This window comes from Thermogemmata fonticola, from assembly GCF_013694095.1.
In the GTDB taxonomy this organism is placed as follows: domain Bacteria; phylum Planctomycetota; class Planctomycetia; order Gemmatales; family Gemmataceae; genus Thermogemmata; species Thermogemmata fonticola.
Genome location: NZ_JACEFB010000006.1, coordinates 125,011 through 149,479, shown reverse-complemented (window position 1 = coordinate 149,479; position 24,469 = coordinate 125,011). Strand labels below are relative to the sequence as shown.

Annotated in this window: 18 protein-coding genes and 1 pseudogene; 12 read left to right on the top strand and 7 right to left on the bottom strand. The window is 56.6% G+C overall.

The window, feature by feature from the left end; translation table 11 throughout:
* Positions 1–275: 275 nt before the first annotated feature.
* From H0921_RS10145 to H0921_RS10105, 9 genes are all read left to right on the top strand, one after another.
* Positions 276–2,081 (top strand): type II and III secretion system protein family protein, encoded by a 1,806-nt coding sequence (locus H0921_RS10145; protein WP_194537954.1) that lies wholly within the window; start codon positions 276–278, stop codon positions 2,079–2,081.
* Positions 2,082–2,196: 115 nt separating this feature from the next.
* Entirely contained in the window at positions 2,197–3,420 is a 1,224-nt protein-coding gene (locus H0921_RS10140) for an AAA family ATPase (RefSeq protein ID WP_194537953.1), read from the top strand.
* A gap of 187 nt (positions 3,421–3,607) precedes the next feature.
* Positions 3,608–4,969, top strand: a complete 1,362-nt coding sequence (locus H0921_RS10135; RefSeq protein ID WP_390622563.1) for a CpaF family protein — start codon at positions 3,608–3,610, stop codon at positions 4,967–4,969.
* Positions 4,970–5,088: 119 nt separating this feature from the next.
* Entirely contained in the window at positions 5,089–6,048 is a 960-nt protein-coding gene (locus H0921_RS10130) for a type II secretion system F family protein (protein WP_194537952.1), read from the top strand.
* Between the two features lie 190 nt (positions 6,049–6,238).
* Positions 6,239–7,201, top strand: coding sequence for a type II secretion system F family protein (locus tag H0921_RS10125; protein WP_315851876.1), 963 nt, complete (start codon positions 6,239–6,241; stop codon positions 7,199–7,201).
* Between the two features lie 165 nt (positions 7,202–7,366).
* Positions 7,367–8,023 carry a hypothetical protein gene (locus tag H0921_RS10120; RefSeq protein ID WP_194537951.1) on the top strand — a complete coding sequence of 219 codons (657 nt, stop codon included), beginning with the start codon at positions 7,367–7,369 and terminating at the stop codon, positions 8,021–8,023.
* Between the two features lie 304 nt (positions 8,024–8,327).
* Entirely contained in the window at positions 8,328–8,576 is a 249-nt protein-coding gene (locus H0921_RS10115) for a hypothetical protein (protein WP_194537950.1), read from the top strand.
* Between the two features lie 311 nt (positions 8,577–8,887).
* Positions 8,888–10,120 (top strand): ATPase, encoded by a 1,233-nt coding sequence (locus tag H0921_RS10110; RefSeq protein ID WP_228499358.1) that lies wholly within the window; start codon positions 8,888–8,890, stop codon positions 10,118–10,120.
* A gap of 258 nt (positions 10,121–10,378) precedes the next feature.
* Entirely contained in the window at positions 10,379–11,170 is a 792-nt protein-coding gene (locus tag H0921_RS10105; protein WP_194537948.1) for a tetratricopeptide repeat protein, read from the top strand.
* Between the two features lie 6 nt (positions 11,171–11,176).
* On the opposite strand, the pseudogene H0921_RS10100 reads toward H0921_RS10105, so the two are convergent.
* Positions 11,177–11,976, bottom strand: a pseudogene (locus tag H0921_RS10100) (IS5 family transposase).
* Positions 11,977–12,389: 413 nt separating this feature from the next.
* Between H0921_RS10100 and hisD the strand changes: the two are divergent.
* From hisD to hisB, 3 genes are read left to right on the top strand one after another with little or no spacing between them, the layout of a single operon-like run.
* Positions 12,390–13,829 carry a histidinol dehydrogenase gene (gene hisD / locus H0921_RS10095; protein WP_194537947.1) on the top strand — a complete coding sequence of 480 codons (1,440 nt, stop codon included), beginning with the start codon at positions 12,390–12,392 and terminating at the stop codon, positions 13,827–13,829.
* A 1-nt stretch (position 13,830) separates the two neighbouring features.
* On the top strand, positions 13,831–14,931 hold the full coding sequence (hisC, locus tag H0921_RS10090) for a histidinol-phosphate transaminase (protein WP_194537946.1): 1,101 nt from the start codon (positions 13,831–13,833) through the stop codon (positions 14,929–14,931).
* 55 nt (positions 14,932–14,986) lie between these two features.
* A complete protein-coding gene (gene hisB, locus H0921_RS10085) occupies positions 14,987–15,574 on the top strand; it encodes an imidazoleglycerol-phosphate dehydratase HisB (RefSeq protein WP_194537945.1) in 588 nt (195 codons plus the stop codon).
* Positions 15,575–15,616: 42 nt separating this feature from the next.
* Here hisB and H0921_RS10080 read toward each other — a convergent pair whose 3' ends face one another.
* From H0921_RS10080 to rnr, 6 genes are all read right to left on the bottom strand, one after another.
* Positions 15,617–16,480, bottom strand: a complete 864-nt coding sequence (locus H0921_RS10080; protein ID WP_194537944.1) for a hypothetical protein — start codon at positions 16,478–16,480, stop codon at positions 15,617–15,619.
* A gap of 190 nt (positions 16,481–16,670) precedes the next feature.
* Positions 16,671–17,597, bottom strand: a complete 927-nt coding sequence (gene prmC, locus H0921_RS10075) for a peptide chain release factor N(5)-glutamine methyltransferase (RefSeq protein WP_194537943.1) — start codon at positions 17,595–17,597, stop codon at positions 16,671–16,673.
* Between the two features lie 80 nt (positions 17,598–17,677).
* A complete protein-coding gene (gene prfA, locus H0921_RS10070) occupies positions 17,678–18,757 on the bottom strand; it encodes a peptide chain release factor 1 (RefSeq protein ID WP_194537942.1) in 1,080 nt (359 codons plus the stop codon).
* Between the two features lie 194 nt (positions 18,758–18,951).
* Complete coding sequence (locus tag H0921_RS10065; protein ID WP_194537941.1) at positions 18,952–19,242, bottom strand: type B 50S ribosomal protein L31; 291 nt, start codon at positions 19,240–19,242, stop codon at positions 18,952–18,954.
* 219 nt (positions 19,243–19,461) lie between these two features.
* Positions 19,462–21,612 (bottom strand): elongation factor G, encoded by a 2,151-nt coding sequence (gene fusA / locus H0921_RS10060; protein WP_194537940.1) that lies wholly within the window; start codon positions 21,610–21,612, stop codon positions 19,462–19,464.
* 497 nt (positions 21,613–22,109) lie between these two features.
* Positions 22,110–24,371: a ribonuclease R gene (gene rnr, locus H0921_RS10055; protein ID WP_194537939.1), complete on the bottom strand. Its 2,262-nt coding sequence runs from the start codon at positions 24,369–24,371 to the stop codon at positions 22,110–22,112.
* Positions 24,372–24,469: the final 98 nt, after the last annotated feature.

Here is a 24,469-nt window from a genome sequence, read left to right as displayed (position 1 = left end):
GCTGGCGGGTGAGCAATCCTGTCGCAGACATTCGCCCCAAAGTCAAGTGTTTTGAACCGAAGGTGGCTCGATGCGGATTGCTCCAGGAGGTTGTGACAAGCCTGGGTCTGGGGTATTGGTGAGAAACCATGAGGGACGACTCTGTAACACGCCCTTCCAAGCTCACTCATCGGTTTTCTCTCCAGTCCCCAACGGCATGAACGTGATGGGTGATCGAGTGTATCGGGCGGAAAACTAAGGTCCGCCCTTGTCCAAAAGGGAGGAGAGGTGAGAGGATGCACCCGAAACTATACCAGAAAAGCCTTGGGGGATTGACGCTGGCTCTGGGCCTGTGGATGACGGCCCTGCAGGCCCAGCAACCCCCTGCTCCCGCGCCCCAACCTGCACCGGCGGCTCAACCACCCGCTGTCCCTAAACCGCCGGCTGCCCAAGTGGACCCCAAAACCGGTGCCGTTATTGTCCCCTTGGGTGGTGTTGTCTCTTTCAAACCAGATACCGGCAAAGACGCGTTCAGCGACGTGGTCGTCAGCCGGGAAGATATTCTCCAGGTTCGCGTCAGCGCTACCGATCCTCGCGAATTGCTCTTGACTGGACGGACCACCGGTCAGGTCCAGCTCACCCTCGTCTTCAAGGAACGACCGCCGATCGTCTACGACGTCGTAGTGCAACCCGACTTGGCACTCTTGCGAAGCTTGATCCGTCGAACTGTCCCGACTGCCAATGTCGAGGTGACTCCTGGTTTAGGGAATACGATCATTCTCAGCGGCTATGTGACCAGTCCGCAAGACGCCGAGATTATCCTGCAACTGGCGGCCAATGCCGCGGGACAGGTCCCAGGCCAAGCTGCGGGGGGACAACCCAATATCATCAATGCCATGCAAATCGGCGGCGGCCAGCAGGTCCAAATCGATGTTGTGGTCGCCTCAGTAGACCGCAATCTGTTACGCCAGCGAGGCTTCGACTTCGCAGTGAGCGGCACTACCGTACAGATCAGCAGCCTAGTCAGCGGCTTAATCGGCGTCCAGCAACAGCAGCAGCAAAACATTCCAGGCCGGATACGAGGTGTCAGTCCCAATGCTAACTTGCAATTGGGGATCACACCCGCCAGTTTCATTGCCGGTTTGCAAGCTCTGCGCAATGAAGGGGTGGCCAAGTTCATTGCTGAGCCGCGTGTGGTTACCCAGAGTGGGCGTCCGGCCTTCTTCCGAGCGGGAGGACAGCAGGCGATTGTCAGTCCGCAGGCAGGGCTAGTCGGGCCCGGTGCCCAATTGCAACCCTTCGGTACGGAACTTGAGGTTCTGCCCATCGTCTATGGCAACGGCATGATCTGGTTGGAGATTCAACCGCGCATCTCCGCCGTCAACTTCGGCTTGGGGATCATCATCAATGGCCAGGCCACTCCCGGTTTCACCGAGCAGTCGGTACGCACCGCCGTGATGCTAGAATCCGGGCAGACCTATGCTATCGGCGGGCTGATCCAGAACAGCATCGAAGCCAACAATTCCAAAATCCCTGTTCTGGGTGATCTGCCGTTTATCGGCGTGGGTTTCAGCCGGCTACGTCACGAAATTCGCGAACAGGAATTGATCATTCTGGTCACACCTCGGCTGGTAGGACCGCTCAATTGCGATCAGGTTCCTCAACGTGTACCAGGTCGAGAGACCCGCGAGCCGGATGATTATGAGCTATTCTTGGAGAACATCCTGGAAGCACCCCGCGGCCAACGCAAGGTGTGGAATGGACGCTGCTACAACGCGCCCTACAAGTGCGATCCAACAGCGGCCATCTTCCCTTGCGTCGGCGATGTGTGTACCGGACAAGGTGGTGCCATGGGGACAGGACAACCCAGCCATAACGGTACGGGCAAAGTTGCTACCCCGGCTCCCGCTCCATTACCCCCCTTGACACCGCCTAGCACCACGGGAACACCCCTTGGTTCCTCTGCCAACCCTAATCTCTCGCAGGAAGCAGGAGGGGGAACATCACCCCAATTCCAAGGGAGTACTTCCCAGGATCCTGTGCCCACCAGCGTTTCGGGGATGCCGCCGAAAATGGAAATCCCTGAAATGCGCCGGCAATGAATGCCGCTAGCAAACGAATGGCTAGCCGGTTCGGTCGTCGCCTGCCGGACCGGCTTTTCCCCGAGGCCGACACGGGGGACAAACCTCAGCGACCACTGGAAAAGGAACTGGGATTATGCAACGTGTCGCTATTGTCGACCCGAACGAATCCACCCGTGAGTCTCTGCGTACCCTGCTCATGGGAATTGACTTTATCTTCCTCGATGCGATTTGCTCGCGCTATGAGTATTTCTTCGATGTCGTGGCCGAGTCGGTCCCCGATCTAGTGGTGATCTCCCTGGATGCGGATAAGGACCGCGCATTACAGATGATTGCTCAGTTGGCGGCGGAGTATCCGCACCTGCCGATCATCACGGTCAGCCGGGATCATGGAGCCTTGCTGGAATCGCTTCAGCGCGGCGCACGCTACTTCCTGACCCAACCCATCGCTCTGGAAAACCTGCTGACCGCGTTGCGCAAAGCCTGCGGGCAAATCGGGGATGAAGTCAGCGGGGGCAGTGCGTACGGCTATCGAAGCGGCGGCGGGGGCGTTCTCGCCATTCTCGGCTCACGCGGCGGCGTCGGCTGTACCACTCTGGCCGTCAACATCGCTGCCACCCTAGCCGCCGAACCATCTCAGACTGCTGCTCTCATCGACTTGGACTTAGTTCTTGGAGATGCGGACGTTGTCTTAGAATTCCAGGCCAACGACAACATCAGCATCGCCGATCTATCCCGGAACTTCGAGCGGCTGGACCTGAACTTCCTTAAGCGGGCTATGGCCCCCTACGATAGCTCCAACTTGGCCATTCTACGCCATCCCTTGGAAATCATCGAATACACTGATGTTCACGAGCAACACGTCGAACGTATCCTCAACCTCCTTCGAATGAATTACAGCTACTTGGTGCTAGATTTAAGCAAAACCTTGCTCCCTACGGATCGGGCAGCTCTCCGGCAAGCCGACGTAATACTGTTGGTGGCTCAACTGACCTTGGGCAGTCTGCGCAACGTGGTGCGAATCTTACATTTCCTCAATCACGAGCCTGCCATTGCGGACAAAACCCGTGTGGTTATCAATCGTTATGGTGCAGAAACCATCGAAGAAGGGATCAGTCTCAAAAAAGCAGAAGAGGTCATCGGCAAGCCGATCTTCTGGCAGATTCCAGATGATCCTAAAGCAGTGCTCGGAGCACGCATCGCCGGCCAGCCCCTTCTCCGCTATGCCCCGAAAAGCAACATTCAACGGAGCCTTCACAATCTGGTGCAAACACTGATTGGTAAACCGACTACGCAAGATTCCCGTAGCAGTAGGAGTTTTTGGAACTTGTTTGGCCGCGAGGGAAGTAAGCATGCCTGACTCGCTGCTACGGAGCCGACCCATCTCACCGTTCAAGTCGGTGAGATACCTTGGGTGCCCAAAGGGAGTGTAATTTCTCTCGCGGCGAAATTGCTCTCGCAGTGGATCGGTTGCTTTTGTGTCACGAGCATCTGTGGAGATCGCAACCAGGAGGAGATGACCGATGAACAGCCGACTCCAGCAGGGTATTTCCAAGCTCAATCAGATGAGCAACTACGGGAGCAGCATCTCCCGCTTGTCCAGCCCTAGCATGGGTGGCAGCACCGGAAATGGCCGCAATTACGAAGAACTCAAGCGACAGATTCACGCCAAACTGGTCGAAAGACTAGACTTTACCCGCGTGCGTGATCTGGCCAGTGATGCCCTACGTCGCGATATCCGCCGGGTCGTCGAGCACCTCTGCGACACCGAAAACCCCCTGCTCAACCGGCTCGAACGGGAAAAGCTGATCGAAGAGATTTTGGATGAAACGCTGGGCTTCGGCCCCCTCGAAGTTCTTCTGAAAGACCCAACAATCAGCGATATCCTCGTCAATGGCCCATACCAGGTGTATGTTGAGCGCCGCGGCAAGTTGGAAAAGACTGACGTCAAATTCCGCGACAATGATCACCTGCTTCAGATTATCGATCGAATCGTGTCCAAGGTCGGTCGGCGCGTGGATGAAACCAGCCCTATGGTAGATGCCCGCCTGCCTGACGGTTCCCGCGTCAACGCCGTCATTCCGCCGATTGCTGTCGATGGCCCCTGCTTGAGTATCCGGCGCTTCGGCACCAATCCTCTCAAGCTGGAAGACCTGCTCAACTACAAGGCCTTCACTCCGGAAATGGCCATGCTCATGGAAGCGTGCATTAAAGCTCGCCTCAATGTCCTTATCAGTGGCGGTACCGGTTGCGGGAAGACCACGCTTCTCAACACCCTCTCCAGTTTTATACCCAACGATGAGCGGGTGATCACCATCGAAGATGCCTGCGAATTGCAACTCCAGCAGGAACACGTCGTGCGCTTGGAAACTCGACCTCCCAACATCGAGGGGAAAGGGGCGATCACCACTCGTGATTGTGTTCGCAATGCTCTCCGCATGCGCCCAGAACGGATCATCATTGGCGAAGTGCGTGGCGCGGAAGCCCTCGACATGCTGCAAGCCATGAACACCGGCCACGGCGGTTCGATGGCCACGCTGCACGCCAATAGCCCGCGCGAAGCCCTGAGCCGCTTGGAAACCATGATTATGATGGGTGGCTTCGAGCTGCCGGTCAAAGCGATGCGGCAGCAGATCAGCTCCGCCATCGATCTGATCATTCAGGCGAACCGCCTCCAAGGAGGACCCCGCAAAATCACCAGCATCACGGAAGTTCTCAATATGGAACAAGATATCATTACCATGCAGGAAATCTTCCGCTACCGCCAGTTGGGCGTGGACCAGAACGGCCGGGCTTATGGACAATTCGAAGCCACCGGTGTACGCCCGACCTTCATCAACCGCTTGGAAGCCAAAGGGATCAAACTACCGGCCAACTTGTTTGCCGAACGGATATTGCTCAAGGACTGAAATTCGGAATGCTAGGCCCCCCATCCTCACCGCCAATAACAGCAGGAAGGGGGTCACCATACGGGGGAAACCAGACAGAGTTTGCGAATCACCGTCGCCCCTCAAACGGGATGTCCACCATGAATGAACTGCTTCTACCGTTGCTTGTAGGATTGCTAGTCGTCGGTGCCATCACAGCCCTTTTCCTTGCCTTTCAATCCGGTAGCCAAGGGAAAGGGGACCGCCGCTTGGATGCACTGGTCGGCCGGAGCCGCCGCCATGACTCCTCCGCAGACATCCTGCTCAAGCAGGCCCTTATGGAGGCCGACAAACAAAACCTTTTGGATCGCCTAACACCTTCCTTCCTGAATCTGACCCGCCTGTTTGAGCAAGCCGACTGCAACATCAAACCCAGTGTACTCTTCGGCATCTCTATCCTCTTAAGTCTCGTGGGAGCAGCGCTGAGTTTGTGGCTCATCAACATCTACGTCTTGCCTGTGGTGGTGCTGATCTTTTTCAGCCTGCCGTGGATCTGGCTTTACAACAAACGGGCAACACGGTTGAAGAACTTTGCAGCTCAGCTTCCCGATGCTATGGAATTGGTGGCACGGGCCTTGCGTGCCGGTCACTCCCTGGCCGCTGGTTTGCATGTCGTCGCCGAGGAGATGCCTGATCCTATCGCCAAAGAATTCGCCCGCGTTTACGAGGAGCAAAACCTCGGCATCCCCTTGGAAGAAGCCTTGAAGAATCTCTGCGACCGCGTGCCCAATTTGGACTTGCGCTTCTTCGTGACCAGTGTCGCGATTCAAAGGCAAACTGGCGGTGATCTGGCCGAAATCCTAGACCGTATCGGACATGTCATTCGCGAACGCTTCAAAATCCTCGGTCAGGTCAAGGCACTTACCGCCGAAGGGCGGCTTTCAGGTATCGTCCTGATCGCCATGCCAATTGGCCTATTTTTCCTGATGCTGTGGATGAAACCTGACTACATCCGGCTGCTCTGGACTGACCCCATGGGCATCCGCATGTCTGTGGGTGCCATCGTATTGGTGATCATTGGCTCTTACGCCATCAAGAAGATTGTGGATATCAAGGTGTAGACTTTGCTCCGGAATGGAGGCTCCGTGGAAGGGGCACCGAACGGTCTGTGCAAACACTCCGCTTCGGAAATGGAACCGACAGGTTTCCGAACTGCAGAGCTAACAGCTCCAAGTTCACGGAAATACCAAGGACTCAAGGAAGGAAAATCCAGGCCATCAACCGTTGTTTGACATCAGGGGGGTAGCTACCGTGGAACTTTTCGCTTTCTTGTCCGCCGAAGAGTTATTGCCGGTACTAGTTTTTGGTGCCATCGTGGCCGGCGTATTCTGGCTGCTTTCCACCATCTCCCAACGGAACAGCTTAGCGGAGGAGCGGCTGGAACGCATCGGGCGTCCCAAATCATTGGTCGAACTGGAAGTCGAAGCCCACAAATCCCAGCAGCGTTTCGCCGGTCTCAAAGAACTCATCGGGCAGTTGGGCGGAGCAATGGATAGCGGCAATGAAATGGAGAAGAACTCGCTGCGTGTGAAACTGGCTAATGCTGGTTTCCGCAGTGACAGCGCCGTGGCGATCTACCAGGGCATCCGCCTTCTTTGCCTAGTCCTCTTCCTCATTCCCGCCATTTTCTTCTTCTTGCTCAAAGATGGCTTTACTCTTCGGTCGATTCAATGGGTAGTGATCCTCGGAGGTATCGGTTTTTATTTGCCCCAAGTAGCATTATGGTATTTGCGTACCAGCCGGCAGAAGGAAATTTTCCTGACCCTGCCAGATGCTCTGGACCTTTTGGTGGTGTGCGTAGAATCCGGCTTAGGATTGGATGCTGCGATGCGCAAGGTAACCGAGGAAATGAAGAACCACGCTAAGGTTATCTGCGAGGAGTTTTCCTTGGCCAATATGCAGTTGCAAATGGGGCGGCCGCGGCGGGAAGTGCTGCACGACTTGGGAGTTCGTACTGGGGTAGATGATGTCCGCGCTTTGGCAGCCATCCTGATCCAGGCGGACCGTTTCGGTTCCAGCATCGCCCACGCTCTGCGCGTCCAATCCGACTCGATGCGGACGCGCCGGCGTCAATTGGCTGAGGAAAAAGCCGCCAAGACTGCCGTGCAACTGATTTTCCCATTGGTGCTCTTCATCTTCCCGGCCATTTTCGTCGTCCTGGTGGGTCCAGCGGCCATTCAAATTCAAAAGGGACTGCTAAGCAAGGGAGGATGAACAGTATCGATAAGTCAAATCGATGTGACTTGACAGATGTGAGAAAAGGGCGCCGTCCACTCAGCCCTGCGCGAGTGATCGGAGGGGAAGGCGACCGGATGTGCCAAGGAAGCTACCGGCCGAACTGTTCGCAGTTCTGCCGTGAAACTCATGGAGGAGAAAGTGATGTCACGTTGTTGTTCCATACTGTGGGCGGGGGTGCTTCTCAGTGTTGCACCCCTTGGTTGCGTGCATAGCCAGAGTACCCTGGGAGACCACTATCGGAACTGGGTCGATCCAGCCTGGCCGCAACGTTACAACTATGCCGCTCGCCAAGCTGTATTAGCTCCGTTTGCCCAGCAGGCCCTCAACGGTCAGTTCCTGAACCATACGGTATGGAATTGGCACTTCGAGACGGGAACTGATCGCCTCAACGGAGCAGGAATTGAAAAACTTAACAGTCTGGCTCGGGCTACTCCTCAACCACCGACTCGTATCTACCTGCAAACGGCGCGAGATATTGCCCCCACTCCGGAAAACCTGGACAAGCTCAGCGCCCTACGCGACGATCTGAATGCCCGCCGGGCTGCGACCATCCGTAAATACATGACTACCCAATTAGGACCGAATGTCGAGATTGAAGTGTACGTCCACGATGCTCCACCGCCTGGCATGCCAGCCCGCTTCGGCGCTCGAGCCTTCGCAGACAGTGCCACAGGTTACCAAGGCGGCATCGGCGGAGGTTTGGGCGGCGGTGGTGCTGGTCCCACTACCGGTGGAACATCTACTGGGGGAGCCACTCCCGGCACCGCGGGCGGAACCACAGGTAGCATGGGACGCTAGTCCCCGCTTTCCCATTGATCATTCAAGCTCTGTCTACAGCACTGTTAAGCCCCTGAGCGGTAAAACCTTGCCCCGCTCAGGGATTATTTGCATTTTCTCAATTCTTGGACCTGGCACCATCATCTGCCGCCTTTGTCCTCCTTATCCCCGGCCATGCTAACGCAAACGACGCAGCCGCATTCTATGCTTGAAACAGGAGTTGTCGAATTCCTGGCCCAGGGGCATGAGCCACTTTCAAGTTCCGATTTACACTGCCACAGCCCCTGCGATTCCGAAAAGTTCCACAATTCGGACTGAGGATGCTATGAGATGCCTGGGTAGTAGAACTCGCACGGCCGGTTTTGTTTTCGCCATCGCTGCCTTAGGGATGCTGCTGAGTGCATCTCCCTGTTACGCAGGATCAGCCAACCTCTGGGCTAGCGGCTATTGGCAGGAGTTTCAGGACTATTGGGAGGGGATATTCCGACGGCAAGATGGCGTGATTATGACCGTACTCATTGCCGGAGCTATAGCCCTCTTCATCATTACCCGTGTCAAGGGAAACAAGGGTTAGGACGCAAAGCACATCCACGGACGGGCGTGCTGGCATATCGTCCAACGGCATGCGGGATTGACTTCGATCCACGGGGTTAATGCACCACCACCCGAGGGAATAGGCTCGTTCCACGAACGAACTGTTAGATGGTGAAGGGGGAACGGGGCGAACGGTGGTCTTGGCGAACATGGTCCGTCCAGGGGAGGGAATCGAACATGGCCTTATCGCATCATTCAGCATCCGAATGGGAAATGAATCCGACGCCGGAAGCGCCGACAGCACCCGAGACACTCCGTGAATCCGGCCTCAGCCAAGGATTCTTATGCGACATGATTCTGCGGACAATTTACACCCGCGGAGCCATGTTAGGGCGAGACTTGGCCCAATTCCTCTGCTTGCCTTTCAAAGTGATCCGTGACAGTCTCAAGTTCCTCAAAGACGAGAAGGCTTTGCAGGTGGACGGTGGCGATCTGGTCGGCGAGGTGAGCTATCGGTTTAGCCTGACCGACCTTGGTCGCAAACGGGCGCAAGAGGCTATGGAGTTTTGTGCCTATATCGGTCCGGCACCTGTTCCTCTAGAGGATTACGTGGAGCAATGCTACCGCCAAACCGTGGTGGGTTTGAATTGTTACCCGGAAGCATTGAAGGCTCCCTTCAGCCATCTGGTGCTCAAGGAAGAGATGTTCAATGCCATAGGACCGGCGATCGTCAGTGGCCGCTCCGTATTCATCTATGGTCCTCCCGGCAATGGTAAGACGGCCATCGCACGGGCGATTGGAGAATTCATGAATAATGTCGGGGGATCGATCTATGTTCCTTATGCGTTCCTAGCCGACGAAAACATCATCACAGTGTTCGATCCGTCTCTGCACGTCGTCGATGACACTGCCACAGATGGAGAAGAAGACACGGATGCTGCTGTAAGGAGGCTTTTGACCACCGGTTCGTATGACCGGCGCTGGGTCCGCATCCGCCGCCCTGTTATCGTTACGGGGGGTGAATTGACCCTCTCGATGCTGGACTTGCGCTACTTCTCCGACTCCAACTTCTACCAGGCCCCTATCCACTTCAAGGCCAATGGCGGGGTCTTCCTGATTGACGACTTCGGGCGGCAGCAATGCAGTCCCCGCGAACTGCTCAATCGCTGGATTCTGCCTCTGGAAGATCGTCACGATTTCCTGACCGTCGCCAGTGGTAAAAAGTTCCAGGTTCCCTTCGAGCAATTGATCATTTTCAGTACTAACTTGGACCCGAAGCAACTGGTGGACGATGCCTTTCTCCGCCGTATTCGCCACAAGGTGGGTGTTACTGCACCGCCCCGTGATGTTTACGAGCGTATCTTCCAGTATCACTGCCGCCGTCTGGGAATGAATTATGATCCGTCAGCGGTCGATTACTTATATGAGCGGTATTACAACCGTGGTCGTGCTCCGCGGGCGAGCGATTGCCGTGATTTGCTGGAAATTGTCCAGTCGATTTGTCGATATAGACGGCAGCCAGTGCATTTGACGCGAGACCTTATCGCCGAGGCCGCCGCTAGCTTCATCGCCGAGTTTCAATAAGGATTGTCCGGCCTAATCACTAAGCTGCCGCCCCGAACTCATGGAATACCGAGGATGGACATGGAAGGCCAGGGATGGCGCCGCAGAGAGGGCAGGAAGGGGGGGTGGGGCTGCTTCCTTTGTCTCATCCTGATCGGCTGCAATCATTCCCCTGTCCAACCCCCACTTGACGTCGCCTTGCAAACCCCTGCATTTCACTCCGCGACAACCTCCCGCGGAGGTCTGCGCTCCTTGTGGGGGCAGTCACCGCAGGTCTCGGTGCAGTTACCGCACCTCACCAGTAGTAACTCCTCGCAAGGACCGCCGAAACCTGAAACTATCGCGATTCTGGCCCAGGTCCAACTAGACGCCGCTTTCGCAGAGGAAACCGCCCCAGCCAGCCGGGAATTGCTTTTGGACCAAGCCCGTCAAGGATTCCAAAAAGCCCTGCAACAAGACCCCAAAAACCCCACAGCACTACTGGGGCTAGCTCAATATCATGCCCGCTTGGGAGAACGGCAGAAGGCCTTGGATGTGTATCACCGCTACTTGCAATACTATCCCCAGGACATCCAAGCCCGTTACCAAATCGCTTTGGTTCACGCCCAATGGAAAGACTGGGAAGGGGCAGTGCGGTGGTGCGACGAAGCTTTACGCGGGGATCCCGAAAGCCGGAACATTCGTAAGACTAAAGGCTTCTGCCTAGCTCGCGCCGGACGTTATGACGAAGCCTTAGCAACCTTCCGAGAAATCATGCCAGAGAGCTTGGCCCGTTATCACTTGGCCCGCGTGCTAGAACATATGGGATATGTGGAGGCCAGCCGGCAACAGCTTCACCTAGCCTTACAATCGGACCCGAATTGTGAACAAGCCCGACAGTTTCTGACTGAATTAGAGGTCGCCTATTCCCTTCCAAAACCATCCAGCTCCGCACCGGCTGTCTTACCTGCCGGGCATCTGCACTCTGACCCGGCGTCGGTCCAACCGCCGTCATCCTCTCCAGAAACAGGAAACGGAACATCCCTGCTGCCCCTCGGCGGTGTCCCTCTCTCACCTGCCATACAAAAATAAGAGCGCCTAACAAAACCAGGTTTGGATGAACTTCCAGCAAATCAAGGCACAACCGAGGCCAAGGAATGCCAGAGGAATATCCGACCGAAGCTCAAAGCGAATCCTCAGACGTCACAACCGGTTCAACCAGGAATGCGTCCGCTCCGCCACCCACCGGGAACGCCCCAGTCTTCACCGGCTTTCGATTCCCCGTCGCGCCATCCTCGGCTGAATCCCCCGCTTCCGCAAAGCCCAGCGCTTCTCCCACCAAATCCTAGGTATTAGCCGCGTGCAGCTTCTCAGACCGCTTGCGGGGGCGCCCTCCACGCCGCCGGATCGGATCGGCTCAACGGCCTCGAGGGTCTCTTCCATCCTCTGACTGTCATGGACGTGGGCCGCCCAGACAGTCACGGCCAACGGGATGCCGTCCGCATCGACCACCGGATGACGCTTCGTGCCCGTTCGGCCGCAATCCGTCAGATTCGGCCCGGCCGCTTCGCCCCCTTGGAGGCAGGCGCCGTAGCGGAGTCCAACGACGCCCGCGACCAGTCTATCTTGTCCGCCTCGCCCAGACGGTCCAGCAGTGCCTGGTGGAGACGCTTCCAGACCCCGACCTGTTGCCAGCCTCGGAGTCTTCGCCAACAGGTCATGCCGCCGTCTCAGGCCATCTCCTTGGGCAGCTTCTTCCAGGGAAGGCCGGTCATCAGCACGAACAAGATGCCTGTCAGCACCTGCCGGTCTGGGAGAGGCGGTCGCCCTCTCCTTGGGTTGGGCTTGCGAGGCGGAAGAAGCGGCTGGATCACCGCCCATAGTTCCTCCGAGACAATCTCTGTGGTCGTGGTGCATCCCCTCCTTGGCTCCCGTTATGCCTTGCCAAGAGAGGTTTTATTAGGCGCTCGAAGATGCCTCCTGCATTTTCTCAACAAAATAGCCTGCTCACTTTACTTTACCAAATTATTCGCCAACTATTCGACTCTCCAACCCAATTCGAGATTAGCCATAAGCAAGAAATCATACCCCCATCCCATCCATCTTTTATCGGGCGATCAAGTGAGACACGCGGCCACCTCTTGGAACCCAGGTTGAAGTGAAAGATAAAAGCCATATAAAGGAGAGATAAGCGCTAGGCCATCGATGCCATGACGGCAAATAAGCTCACCCTCCCCAGGACAGCGCAATTCTTCGAGGGGGGTGATTATTGTTGTTTGCAACGTGACATGACTGCGGCGAGGGAAATTCCATGCCAATAGTGAAGCTGCGGCGGATTGATCTGAGCACCCCCTCGGCCACCCAACAATTGTATAAACTCCGTGATCAGTTACGGTGGGATGCAGAAGTTGTCACTCCCGCTGGGAAAAAGCTAACCCAAGCAGTGTTTGGGGAAGCCCTGACACCAGCCCGTGCCGTGGAACGCATTTGCCAAGCCGTCCGTGACAAAGGCTTGGCTGCTGTCCTCCATTTTACTGAACAATTGGACAAAATCAAGCTGAAGCCGGAGCAGATTCGCGTTCCCGCCGAAGAGATGGCCGCAGCCCATGCGCAAGCAGAATCCGAGTTTCTAGAAGTTATCCGGCAGATTCAATACAACGTGGTGCAATTTCAATCGGGATTGTTGCATCGGGATGCCGAGATGCGCGTGTCCGGTAAGCACGAATTGCACGTGCGGTACCGTCCGATGCAGCGAGTGGGCATCTATTGTCCGGGAGGAGCCGCGGCGTATCCGTCCACTCTTTTGATGACCGTCTGCCCAGCCCAGGCAGCAGGGGTGGAAGAAATTGCGGTGTGTCTGCCACCGACTCCGAGCGGCGCGTACAACCCCCGCATGCTAGCTGTATGTCACGAATTGGGAATTCGCGAAGTCTATCGGTTGGGAGGTGCCCAGGCCATTGCTGCGATGGCCTACGGAATTGAAGGGCTGAAGCCGGTGGATATGATTATCGGTCCTGGTTCGCAATATGTAGCCCTAGCTAAGAAATATGTGTTCGGGCACGTCGCCATCGACTGCCTAGCAGGGCCTAGCGAGATCGTAGTCGTAGCGGACGATTCCGCACACCCGGATTACTTGGCCCTGGATATGATTGCCCAAGCGGAACATGCACCCGGTGTCGCTATCTTGGTCACGTGGTATGCGCCGCTGTTGGATGAGGTGGCAGCCGCCTTGGATAAACAGTTGTCCCGATTGGAACGTGGCGATCTAGCACGTGAGAGCCTGGAGCGATATGGGGCTTTAGTCCTGGCCCCAGATAAAAAGGAAGCCTTGCGCTGCGTCAACACCCTAGCTCCGGAACATCTGCATATCCAGACCCGCGACCCTGAAGCATTCGCGGATGACGTTCAGCATGCGGGAGCGATCTTTTTAGGACCGTTCACTCCTGTAGCGCTCGGTGACTACGCCGCAGGACCATCCCATGTCCTGCCCACGGGGGGAACAGCTCGTTTTGCGAGCGGTCTCAACGCCAACGATTTCCGCAAGCGAACCAGCATCCTCCGCTTCACGCGCAATGGACTCAAGGAAATTGCCGAGGACGTGATTTACATGGCCAAAGTGGAAGGCCTCACAGCTCACGCAGCCAGTGTGGAAATTCGAGCGAACGACAGAGGGCCGGAAGCTCGCCCGAAACCGAAAGCCGTCAAAAGCCAGGTTTCACCCACGAACACGAAGAAGTCATCAATCTCCTAACATGAGCTTGCCGCCTGCTCCATCATCCGAGCCGTCCTCGCCGCTGACCGTTCTCAGCGCCTTGCGGCCCGACATCCGCGCGATGCAGGGGTACGTCCCCGGTGAACAGCGCAACAACCCTAACGTTCTCAAGCTCAACACCAACGAGAATCCTTATCCGCCCAGCCCGCGTGTCTTCGAGGCCATTCGCGAAACCCTCACCGCCGAAAAACTCCGGAAATATCCCCCTCCGCTCGGTGATAACTTCCGGCACACAGCGGCCCGTATCTTCCAACTGGAACCGGATTGGTTCCTCATTGGCAATGGTTCCGATGATCTTCTGACCATCCTGACGCGTGCTTTCGTTCCAGCCGGAGGGTATCTGGCAGCTCCCATGCCCGGTTATCTGCTCTATCGCACGCTCGCTGAGATTCAAGGAGCACGCTTTGTTCCTGTGCCCTTCACCACCGATTGGCAACTCCCCGATCCCTGGCCTGCACCCCACGCCCACTTAACCTTCTTGGCCAATCCCAACTCGCCCTCGGGAACAGTGGTCCAACCCCAAGCGATCCGTCGCTTGGCAGAAACCTTGGCTCCGGCCCCTCTTGTTTTGGATGAAGCCTATGCTGACTTCGCCGATTGGAACGGCCTGGCGCTGCTTCCTCACTTACCCAATCTGATCATCACCCGTAGCTTGAGTAAATCATATTCCCTTGCGGGCATCCGCTTCGGCTTTGCCATTGCTCGTCCCGAATTGATCCGAGAATTGATCAAGGTGAAGGATTCCTACAATTGCGACGTCTTGAGTTTAGCTGCCGCATCCGCCGCCTTGGAGGATCGGGAATACTTCGAGCAAATCCGGGGAAGAATTCGTGCAACACGCCAACGTCTTACCCATGCCTTGGCAAATCTAGGGTTCGATGTGACACCCAGTCATGCGAACTTTCTCTGGTGCCGTCACAGGGACCGCCCCGCCGGGACTATTGCCCAGGAGCTAGCGAGCCGTAACATCCTCGTCCGTTACATGAATTATGACGGCTATGACGGACTCCGTATCTCCATCGGTACCGATGTGGAAATGGATCGGTTGGTGGAAACCCTGGAACTGATCCTCCAAAGCTAGGGACTCCACCCCTCCCAGCAATCCCCATACCCATACTCGGCGGAGCACTGCTTCTATGGCACGCACAGCGGTTGTTGAACGCACGACCCGGGAAACGACCATCCACCTTCAACTGAACCTCGATGGCCATGGACAAGTGCAGGCAACCACCGGAGTCGGCTTTTTTGACCACATGTTGGAGCAACTCGGACGGCACAGCTTATTCGATTTGCAGGTGAGTTGTCAGGGGGACCTGCAGATCGACGCCCACCACACCGTGGAAGATGTCGGTATATGCCTGGGTCAGGCTCTGCATCAGGCTCTCGGAGACAAGGCGGGCATTCGCCGTTTCGGCCATTGCATCTTGCCCATGGATGAAACCCTCGTAACCGCGGCTATCGATTTGAGCGGTCGGCCAGCATGCGTTTGGCATGCCGTGCTTCCCTCGGTGCAACTCGGCGCGTTTCCTGCCGAATTGGCCGAGGAATTCTGGCGAGCCGTTGTCCATCACGCCCACTTCAATTTGCATGTCTTGCTTCACCACGGCCGCAACGTCCACCATATGGTGGAAGCCATTTTCAAGTCCTGCGCCCGCGCCCTACGCATGGCGGTGGAACTGGACCCCCGCATTCGCGATATTCCCTCCACCAAAGGGGTGCTCTGAATCATTCGATGGCCACCCACAGGACCGCACTTCCCGGCCCTCCTAACGGCGCAGGTAGGGAGGCGGAATCTCCGGCAAATCCTGATTCAAAGCCAATTGGGGAGCTTGTACGCGCAGAAGGAGTAATCGCAAACCGGAGGGAGTAGCAACCTCTGGTGAGACAGGAGCGGGAGAAGCTCCTGAACCGAACAATAACGCCCCCAAGTTCGTCTCAGCACCGCTCCAGGTTCCGAGGATAAGATAATCTTCGGAGGTCAGCTCAACTTCCATTTGCAAGGTGGGAAACCGTTCGAACAACGGCTCTTCACTCCGGAGGAATCGGCTGGCATCCGGCGCAGGACGGATCCAACTGTGCCGCTCCTCGTACTGCAAGCGGGGTTCGCAAAGGAGCAGAACAGCGCGTTTGTGTAGGCGAGGCTGAAGCCAAATCCCACCGACAATCTGTTCCCATTCCTTTTCCACCGCAGGAGCAGCCAAGTCCGTGCTCAAACGCAGGCGACAACGTTCGATGAGGGGAGTCGTTGTCAGAAATACCTCCTGCCGCTGGTGAAAAGTCTGAAGCGAGCCGGACAAATGACCCGATTGGTTCTCCAGCCATTGTTGCAGTCGAGCGGGCAAAGGGGAACGGAGCACACCAAGACGCAGTCCGTTTTCACTCCATAGGGTAATGCTCTCCGGTGCACCAACGGGTCGCACAGACTGCCAAAGCGAGTCATACTCCTCCCTATCCTTGGCAGGGCAAGCCAGCACCACGCTTTCCACCGCTAGCTCCACGGGTAATTGGGGGAGAAAAGAACGGCTCGCCATCGCCCCCTTGGACGCTGTCAGTCCCCCCTGCCAGCAACCGCAAGCGAGAGACAAGACCACTCCCAGGATCGCCACTATCCCTGTCCGCTCCCAATGCATCCCTGCCGCCTGTGGTTCAAGGTGACGATACTCATATACCCCCGGAAACGCCCCCCAGACTCTCCCCTCCGCGCGTACTGTTACACTCAATCAACGATGGGGCTGCTCTTCGCTTTACGCCAATACCCATCGCCCCGGCTATTGTCAAGGGATAATCACCCTCCCTATTTGAGCCGTAACATGTTTTCTTTCATGCCTGTCGGCGGAAAGCCACCACCCGCGGATGACCTGCCATATCTTTGAAGGTCGGCCCCACCTGCCATTGAGGGAAATCAGCGAAGATGTTTTGGACCGCGCTCTCCTGTCCGGCACCAATTTCCAGAAGCATGCAACCCCCGAGGGCTAGGTACGGTGCAACACTTCCGGCGAGGCGGCGATAGAACGCCAAGCCGTCGGCTCCTCCATCAAGGGCGATCCGCGGTTCATGGTCGCGCACTTCCGGGGCGAGTTGTGCCAGCTCACCTTGGGCCACATAGGGCGGATTACTCACAATTAGATCAAACACCTCACCCGGCGGAATTGGCGCCGCCAGATCCCCGCAGAGGAAACGAACTCGCTCGGCCACACCGTGACGCAGTGCATTGCGCTGTGCGACCTCCAGGGCATCCGGCGAAATATCGCTTGCCGTGACCTGCGCATCCTTTTTCTGATGAGCAATACTCACCGCGATACATCCCGAACCTGTACCGATATCCCAGACACGGGGCGCCTTCATCGGCTTGAGGATTTTGAGGGCTTCCAGCACCAAAGTTTCCGTATCGGGTCGAGGGATCAGTACAGCGGGCGTCACCTCGAAGGTCAGCAGATAAAAATCGCGACTTCCGATGAGATAAGCTGTAGGCCAACCTGCCACCCGCCGCTGGATCAGTTCCCGATATTGACGGCGGTGATTTTCTCCGGGCACCTCGTCGTAGCGCACCAGCAGGTCTACACGTTTGCAGCCCAGAACATGGGCTAGCAGAAGCTGAGCCTCCGTCCGCGGCGATTCCACCCCCTTGCGGGTCAGATAGTCAGTCGTCCAGGTCAGTAAGGCCTGGATAGTCCAGACTGTTTCACCGGGGGTCGTCGGCGTGGGAGTTGACGAGGAAGCTGGAGCTAATGGCGAGGAATCAGCCATGGGTCGTGCTCGTTTGTAAGTGGGAAAGCGATTCGATACGGCTTCACTCCGCCTCTTGCGGATACCGAGCAGATAGAAAGTCAGGCCCCCAAACTGGCCAACTTTTGCCGCTTCCAGTGTTCGCGTAGAGGCTCAATAATCAAGTCCAGATTGCCACCGAGTATCTCGTCGAGCTTGTAAATGGTCAAGCCGATACGGTGATCGGTCACGCGACTTTCCTTGAAGTGATAGGTGCGGATCTTCGAGCCGCGCTCTCCACTGCCGACTTGGACTCGCCTCAGATCGGCGCGCTCCTGCTGGAGTTTCTGCTGCTGGCGTTGGAAGAGGCGGGTCCGCAAAATGCGCATGGCCCGCTCGTAGTTTTTGTGCTGGCTTCGTTCATCCTGGCATTTCACTTCCAGCTCTTCTGGCGTCCCTTTCTTATACCAGATCCGGACAGCCGATTCGGTTTTGTTGACATGTTGTCCGCCTGCGCCGCCAGCACGCATTCGTTCCCATTCTATGTCCTCGGGCTTGATCACCACCTGAACTTCATCAGGCTCCGGCAGCACAGCCACAGTGGCTAAGGAGGTATGAATCCGACCCATCGTCTCCGTAGCCGGAACCCTTTGCACCCGATGCCCGCCGGATTCGTGCCGCAGATAACGGTAAACGTTCTCCCCTTCGATAGCAAAGATCACTTCCTTGAACCCACCTGCATCCCCCGGCTGGTGAGCAATATCCTCAACGGTCCAGCCTTTGGAACGGGCATAGCGAATGTACATGCCGTATAGATCACCGGCAAACAGGGCCGCTTCATCGCCTCCTTCGCCGGCGCGAATCTCCATGATCACTCGCGAGAAATCTTCGGCCGGATCAATCAACAATTCTTCTTCCAAACGCTGCCAGATCTTCTCCCGCCGTTGCCGCAAAGCAGCCAGTTCTTCTTCAGCCAAGGCGCGAAGCTCGGCATCTTCCTCCTGATCAGCCAAGGTTTGGGCTTCCTGAATGGCTGCGTCCAGCTTTTGCAGTTCCAAATACGGCTCCACAATTTTAGCCAACGCGCCGCGCTCTCGTGCAACGGCGGCTGCGCGTACGGGATCTGCTGCTGTGGCTGGATCGTACCACTGTTGCTCCAGCTCACGGTAGCGGGCCAGTTTCTCATCCAGTGCTGTGTGCATCAATCGGTTAGCCTGACCTTACACTGGCATGGGAACGTTTGAGTGAAAGGACCATACCACCACGGAGGGACTTTTTGTACTCCTATTCTGCTGAGACTGGTCGTCTATCCTGAACTTCTACGCCGCAGGTCGAACATCACACACTAGCGGGATACCGCAGCACGACCCAACATGCAAAAAGCACTTGATCTTTCTTAGCTCTTTTCCCCTTCGCTGGGGCCTTTGCCACGGGCATAGCGGGCGTTCTTGTACTTGTCCTGGAATTTCTGCACTCGTCCCGTGGTATCCACAAACTTCATTTTGCCTGTGAAAAACGGATGGCTAGCGCTGGAGATTTCCAAACGATAGAGAGGATACTCCTTCCCATCCGTCCAAACAATCGTTTCCTCGGTCTCGACGCACGACCGAGTCAGAAAGGCGAAGTTGGCCGAGGCATCCTGAAAGACCACGGGCCGATAATTCTGGGGATGAATTCCCTTCTTCATATTCGCACTCCTGTCGTATCTTCCTATCGCTTGCAAACTTACCCAACGGTTCCGAAACCGCCATCAATCTCTCAAATAGTTTGGGATGAATACCCTCCTCTTGGGACTCATCTAAGGACAGCCAGTTTGAGCAAGCCGGTCTTTCCGAACCTTACCTCCCCTTTCACGCACACCAGGTAGGTATTCTTGGCCGTCTGACAGGATCCCTCCCCTTCGGACTTACTTCTTTTTGTCATCCTTCTTGGGCAGGTCCGCCAGCTCGATCGGTACCGGGGCATAATGGCTGAATTCCATCGAGAAGCTCGCTGTACCACCCGTGGCACCCCGCAAATCATTAGTATACCCAAACAGGTTGGCTAAGGGAATCTTGGCAACCACCTGAGCGATTCCCTTGTCTTCGCTGGTTTCCTCGATCATACCCCGGCGGCGGCTGATGTCACCGCTGATAGCACCCTGATATTGCTTGGGGCAAACCACGACCACCTTCATGATCGGCTCCAGCAATACAATGCCGGCCTTTTCCTCGGCGTCCCGGAAGGCCTCTAGAGCGCACAGATAGAAGGCATCCTGCGACGAATCCACAGGATGGTACTTACCGAAGTGCAGCTCAAATTCCAGGTCCACAAAGGGGAAGGGGTACTTGTATCCCCGCTTGGCGGCATCACGGAGTCCTTCCTCCACCGAAGGAATATATTCCTTCGGAATCACCCCTTGAGTGATGGAATTAACGAAGTAGATATTGTTGGGGTCGGGTTTGATTTTCGGATCATTCCGTTGCTCGATCTCCCGAATGCGGTCTGCAATATCCTCCGCCGAGAGGGGCTTATACCGTACATTGATGACAGCATACTTCCCGCGCCCACCCGTCTGTTTGATGTAGCGGTACTCCAGATCGACCTCCTTGGCGAAGGTCTGGCGATAGGCCACACGGGGCTTACCCAACTGCACTTGGGGGTCTCCCTGCGGCAAGTTCAGAGAACGACGCAGTTTCTCCAGACTGATTTCCAGGTGCAATTCCCCCATGCCGCTGAGAATGGTTTCTTTCGTTTCCTCATCGGTATGGGCCTTGAGGGTCGGATCATCGCGCACCAAACGGGACAGGGCTTCGCCCACCTTGCCGCTGTCTAAGGTCCGCGCGAAGGACAAAGCGGCAGACACCACCGGCTTGGGGAAGGTGATCGATTCCAAGGCAATTGGTGACTCGGGATCGCAGAGGGTATGCCCCGTCGCCGTTTGTTTTAGACCAATCGCGGCGACAATATCTCCCGGCCCTGCCGATTCCAGCTCGATCCGTTTATCTCCCATCATGCGATAGAAGCGGACCACCCGTTCGGATTTGTTCAAGGTGGTATTCAGGTAGGTAGCACCCGGTTTCATCTCACCGGAATAAATCCGAATATAAACGAGGTCGCCCGTGGACTCCGCGACCGTTTTGAAGGCCAGCGCCGTAAATGGCTCCGAGGCATCCGGACGGCGATATTCCACTTCCTTGGTCTTTGGATTGATCCCTTCCACCGGAGGACGATCCACGGGACTGGGCAAACAATCGACGATCAAGTCCAGCAATTGCTGCACGCCTTGGAAGAGCTTGGACGAACCGCAGTGGATAGGAGTAAACTGGCCGCTGAGAGTACCCCGCCGTAATGCTTTACGGATCAATTCGGCGGGTACGGGCTTACCCTCCAGAACCAACTCGGTGATTTCGTCACAGGCCGCCGAGACGACATCGAGCAGTTGCTCGCGGGCTTTTTCTGCCTCGGCTCGATACTTGTCCGGTATGGGGTGGACAAAGAAGTTGCGCTTCGTGACGTCGTTTTCGTCGCGCGTGATGAACTTCATTTCGATCAGATCAATCAACCCCTCGAAGGCGGAATCCTGACCCGCCGGAATGGTGACCACGGCAGGCTTGGTGAGCAGCTTCTCTTCGATTTGGCGCACACATCCCCAGAAGTCCGCCCCCATCCGATCCAGCTTGTTGACGTAGGCAATCCGGGGCACTTTATATTTGTTGGCCTGCCGCCAGACCGTCTCCGACTGAACCTCCACGCCCCCCACAGCGCAGAATACACCGACCGCTCCATCGAGGACGCGCAGGGAACGCTCCACTTCTGCGGTAAAATCAACGTGACCGGGAGTATCGATGATATTGATGGTGTGATCACCCCACTCCACGGAAACAGCCGCCGAATTGATCGTGATCCCTTTCTGCTTCTCCAGCGGATCGAAGTCGGTGGTGGTATCCCCTGTATCGACATCGCCAACCTTATGCTTGGTTCCGCTGTAATACAGAATGCGCTCCGTGGTCGTAGTTTTCCCTGCGTCCACGTGAGCCATGATGCCAATGTTGCGTACTTTGTCAAGTTTCAGCATCGTTATGCGACCAGTTCGTGCACCGGTTCCTCAAAAGACAGAAAATCCCCTCCCCTTGCTGGATAGAAGGGGAGTGTTATTGGGCTGCAGAAGCGCGTAGACTGAGCAAGCAGTCCTCCGAAAATTAGATGTGGCCGCCGACTGACCGATTCAGCCGGGGCCACGCCCTCTGCAACCGTTTGTTTTTATCGTAAGCACTGCCGCTGCCAGCGTCCAGCGGTGCAACGGTGAAATTGTGTGAAGAAGCCGGGAAGTTGCGGTTTGGCTCGAATGCCTGGTTCTGAATTGGGTCCGGTTTTGCTACGGATTGTTCCATTGATTGTTCCATTCCTGAGCAAATCCAAGGTTGCGTTGCCACAATGGAGAGATGCTGGGTTGTTTTCTTCGTTGTGGCCCCATTCCGCGGTCGCAAATCCGCGGCGGTAGCCAACCGGTTGACAATCACCACTGCGGGATAGTTCAGCCTCCGAAGACTGGACACTTGGGGAGGGCCAAGATCAATCCTGTTCATCGTCCCCTCTGCGGAAATGGCGGGGCGATCGCCCCAAGCGCGGCCATTTTCGATGAGAGGCTTTCCGGGGTGATTCGTCCAAATCGCCGGCCAAGCGGAAATCCAACAGTCGCCGGACCAAGTCCACGCGGGCCACTTCGACACGGACGCGATCTCCCAATCGAAAGCGGCGGCCGGTACGCTGCCCCTGCAAAGTGTAGCTGTCGGCATCGTACCAGTAGTAGTCGTCCACCAGCGAGGAGATGTGCACCAACCCTTCGGCAGGGAATTTTTCTGCCTGGGCATAGAAGCCGTAATCGGCCACCCCAGTAATGACGGCGTCAAAGCGTTCGCCGATCCGTTCGCTGAGATAGGTCAGCACCTTGAGCTTGACAAGTTCTCGCTCCGCCAACTCAGCTCGGCGCTCCATTTTGGAGCAATGATCACCGAGGGCGATCAGTTCATCCTTTTGTGCCACAGGTTTCTTGCGGCGGAGCAAGCGGTCGAGCTGACGATGGACTTGCAAATCCGGGTAACGGCGGATGGGCGAGGTGAAGTGGCAATAGTGACGGAGGGCCAAGGCGTAATGTTCCTCGGCAATGGGGGAATAAACCGCTTGTTTGAGGCTGCGGAGGAGGGCATAGTGCAAGGCGGCACGTTCCGGCTTGTCGGCGGTTTCTTGCAGGACCCGTTGCAACTCGAAGCGATCCTGGGGCCGGCGGAGGGGATAACCAAGCAAGGCGGCGAATTGGGCGAATGCCGCCAATTTATCCTCTTGTGGCGGAGGGTGAACCCGGCGCAAGAAGAGCACCCCATGGGCCGTCAGATGCTCGGCCACTGCCTCGTTCGCCGCCAACATGAACTCCTCGATGATCCGGTGGCTGAAGGTGTGGGTAGCGTAGTGAGCGCCACAGATTCGTCCCTGATCATCGTATTCCAGCACAGTCTCCGGCATTTCCAGCTCCAGCGCTCCCCGGCGCAGCCGCTTTTTCCGCAGTAAGCGAGCCAAGTCTCGCATGCGGCGGATCAAAGCCACCAACTCCACCTCGACTTGGCCCACCGGTTCTGCAATCACTCGCGCCGGTGGCCAGCCTGCCTGTTCGCGCCGCTCCAATTCGTCCAGGACCGCTTGGACTTGATCGTAAGTAAACCGGCGGCGATTGCGGATTACCGCATTGTGAAACGTCACACTTCCTTTCTGCAAGTGAGGGGTGTACTCCAAGCGCACCGTCTTGACCCACCGGACTTTCCCTTCCTGTAATGAGGCCAAGCCGTTGGACAAGACTTCCGGAAACATAGGCAGGACTTTTTGGGGAAGGTAAACGCTGGTTCCTCGCCGCCGGGCTTCCTGATCCAGGGCACCTCCTGCTTTGACAAAGGCCCCGACATCTGCGATGTGCACGGACAGTATCCAATGCCGGCTCTTTGGATCCACACTGACACTAACAGCATCGTCAAAGTCCTTGGCATCAGGGGGGTCAATAGTGACCACCAGCTCGTGGGTGAAGTCCTCACGGCCCTGCAATGGCATATCCTCGAACTGCGAGGCGACTTGCCGGGCTTCCGCCAGCACCTCGGCTGGAAAGGTGTCGGGCAACCCAAACGCCCGGATCACTGTCAGCGTATCCACACCGGGCTGATGTAAAGGACCCAGGACCTCCGTGATGACCCCTTCCCCGCGCTCTTCCGGTGTGGGAAAACGGAGCATTTCTACCACGACCTTATCGCCAGCTTTGGCTCCTTTGGCTCCAGCATCCCCGACGGATACGCTATGCGTAAAGACATTGCCATCGACCCGCACGAACCCTTGCCCTTCCCGCTCGAAGTAAGTACCGACAAAAGTCCGTGTGGCCCGTTCCAGGACCTGAACAATTTCTCCGGAGGCATCGCGTGTCTTGCTGGCTGGCCGCAGGACACGCACCAGAACCTCGTCGCCTGTGGCAGCATCCAAAGCGCGATCCGCACGGATGAAAATGTCGGCAGCTTGGGGCGTACCATCCACAGCGTGAGGGCGTACATAACCATGACCCGTCGGGACGCGGCGATAAATCCCCACCACGGTTGCAAACGGCTCTGCCGGACGGATGGTATGCCCGCGGCCTATTACCACCTGGCCTGTTTGGACCAGCCGCTTGAGCGTCTTGCGAAATGCGGCATACGCCTCACCTCCCAACTTCAAGCGGGAAAAAAGAGCCTTGGCTTTGAGCGGAGTATAATTGGCCGCCGTAATTACCTGAAGAATGCGAGTTGCTAGGTCATTGGTACTCATGATGTGGAGGGAGTATTCCCCGCGGTGAAGAGTGCTGGAAATTTTGACCTTTCTGCAAAAAACAGCACGGGGGAAGCTCCTCGCTCCCCCCTGCCACC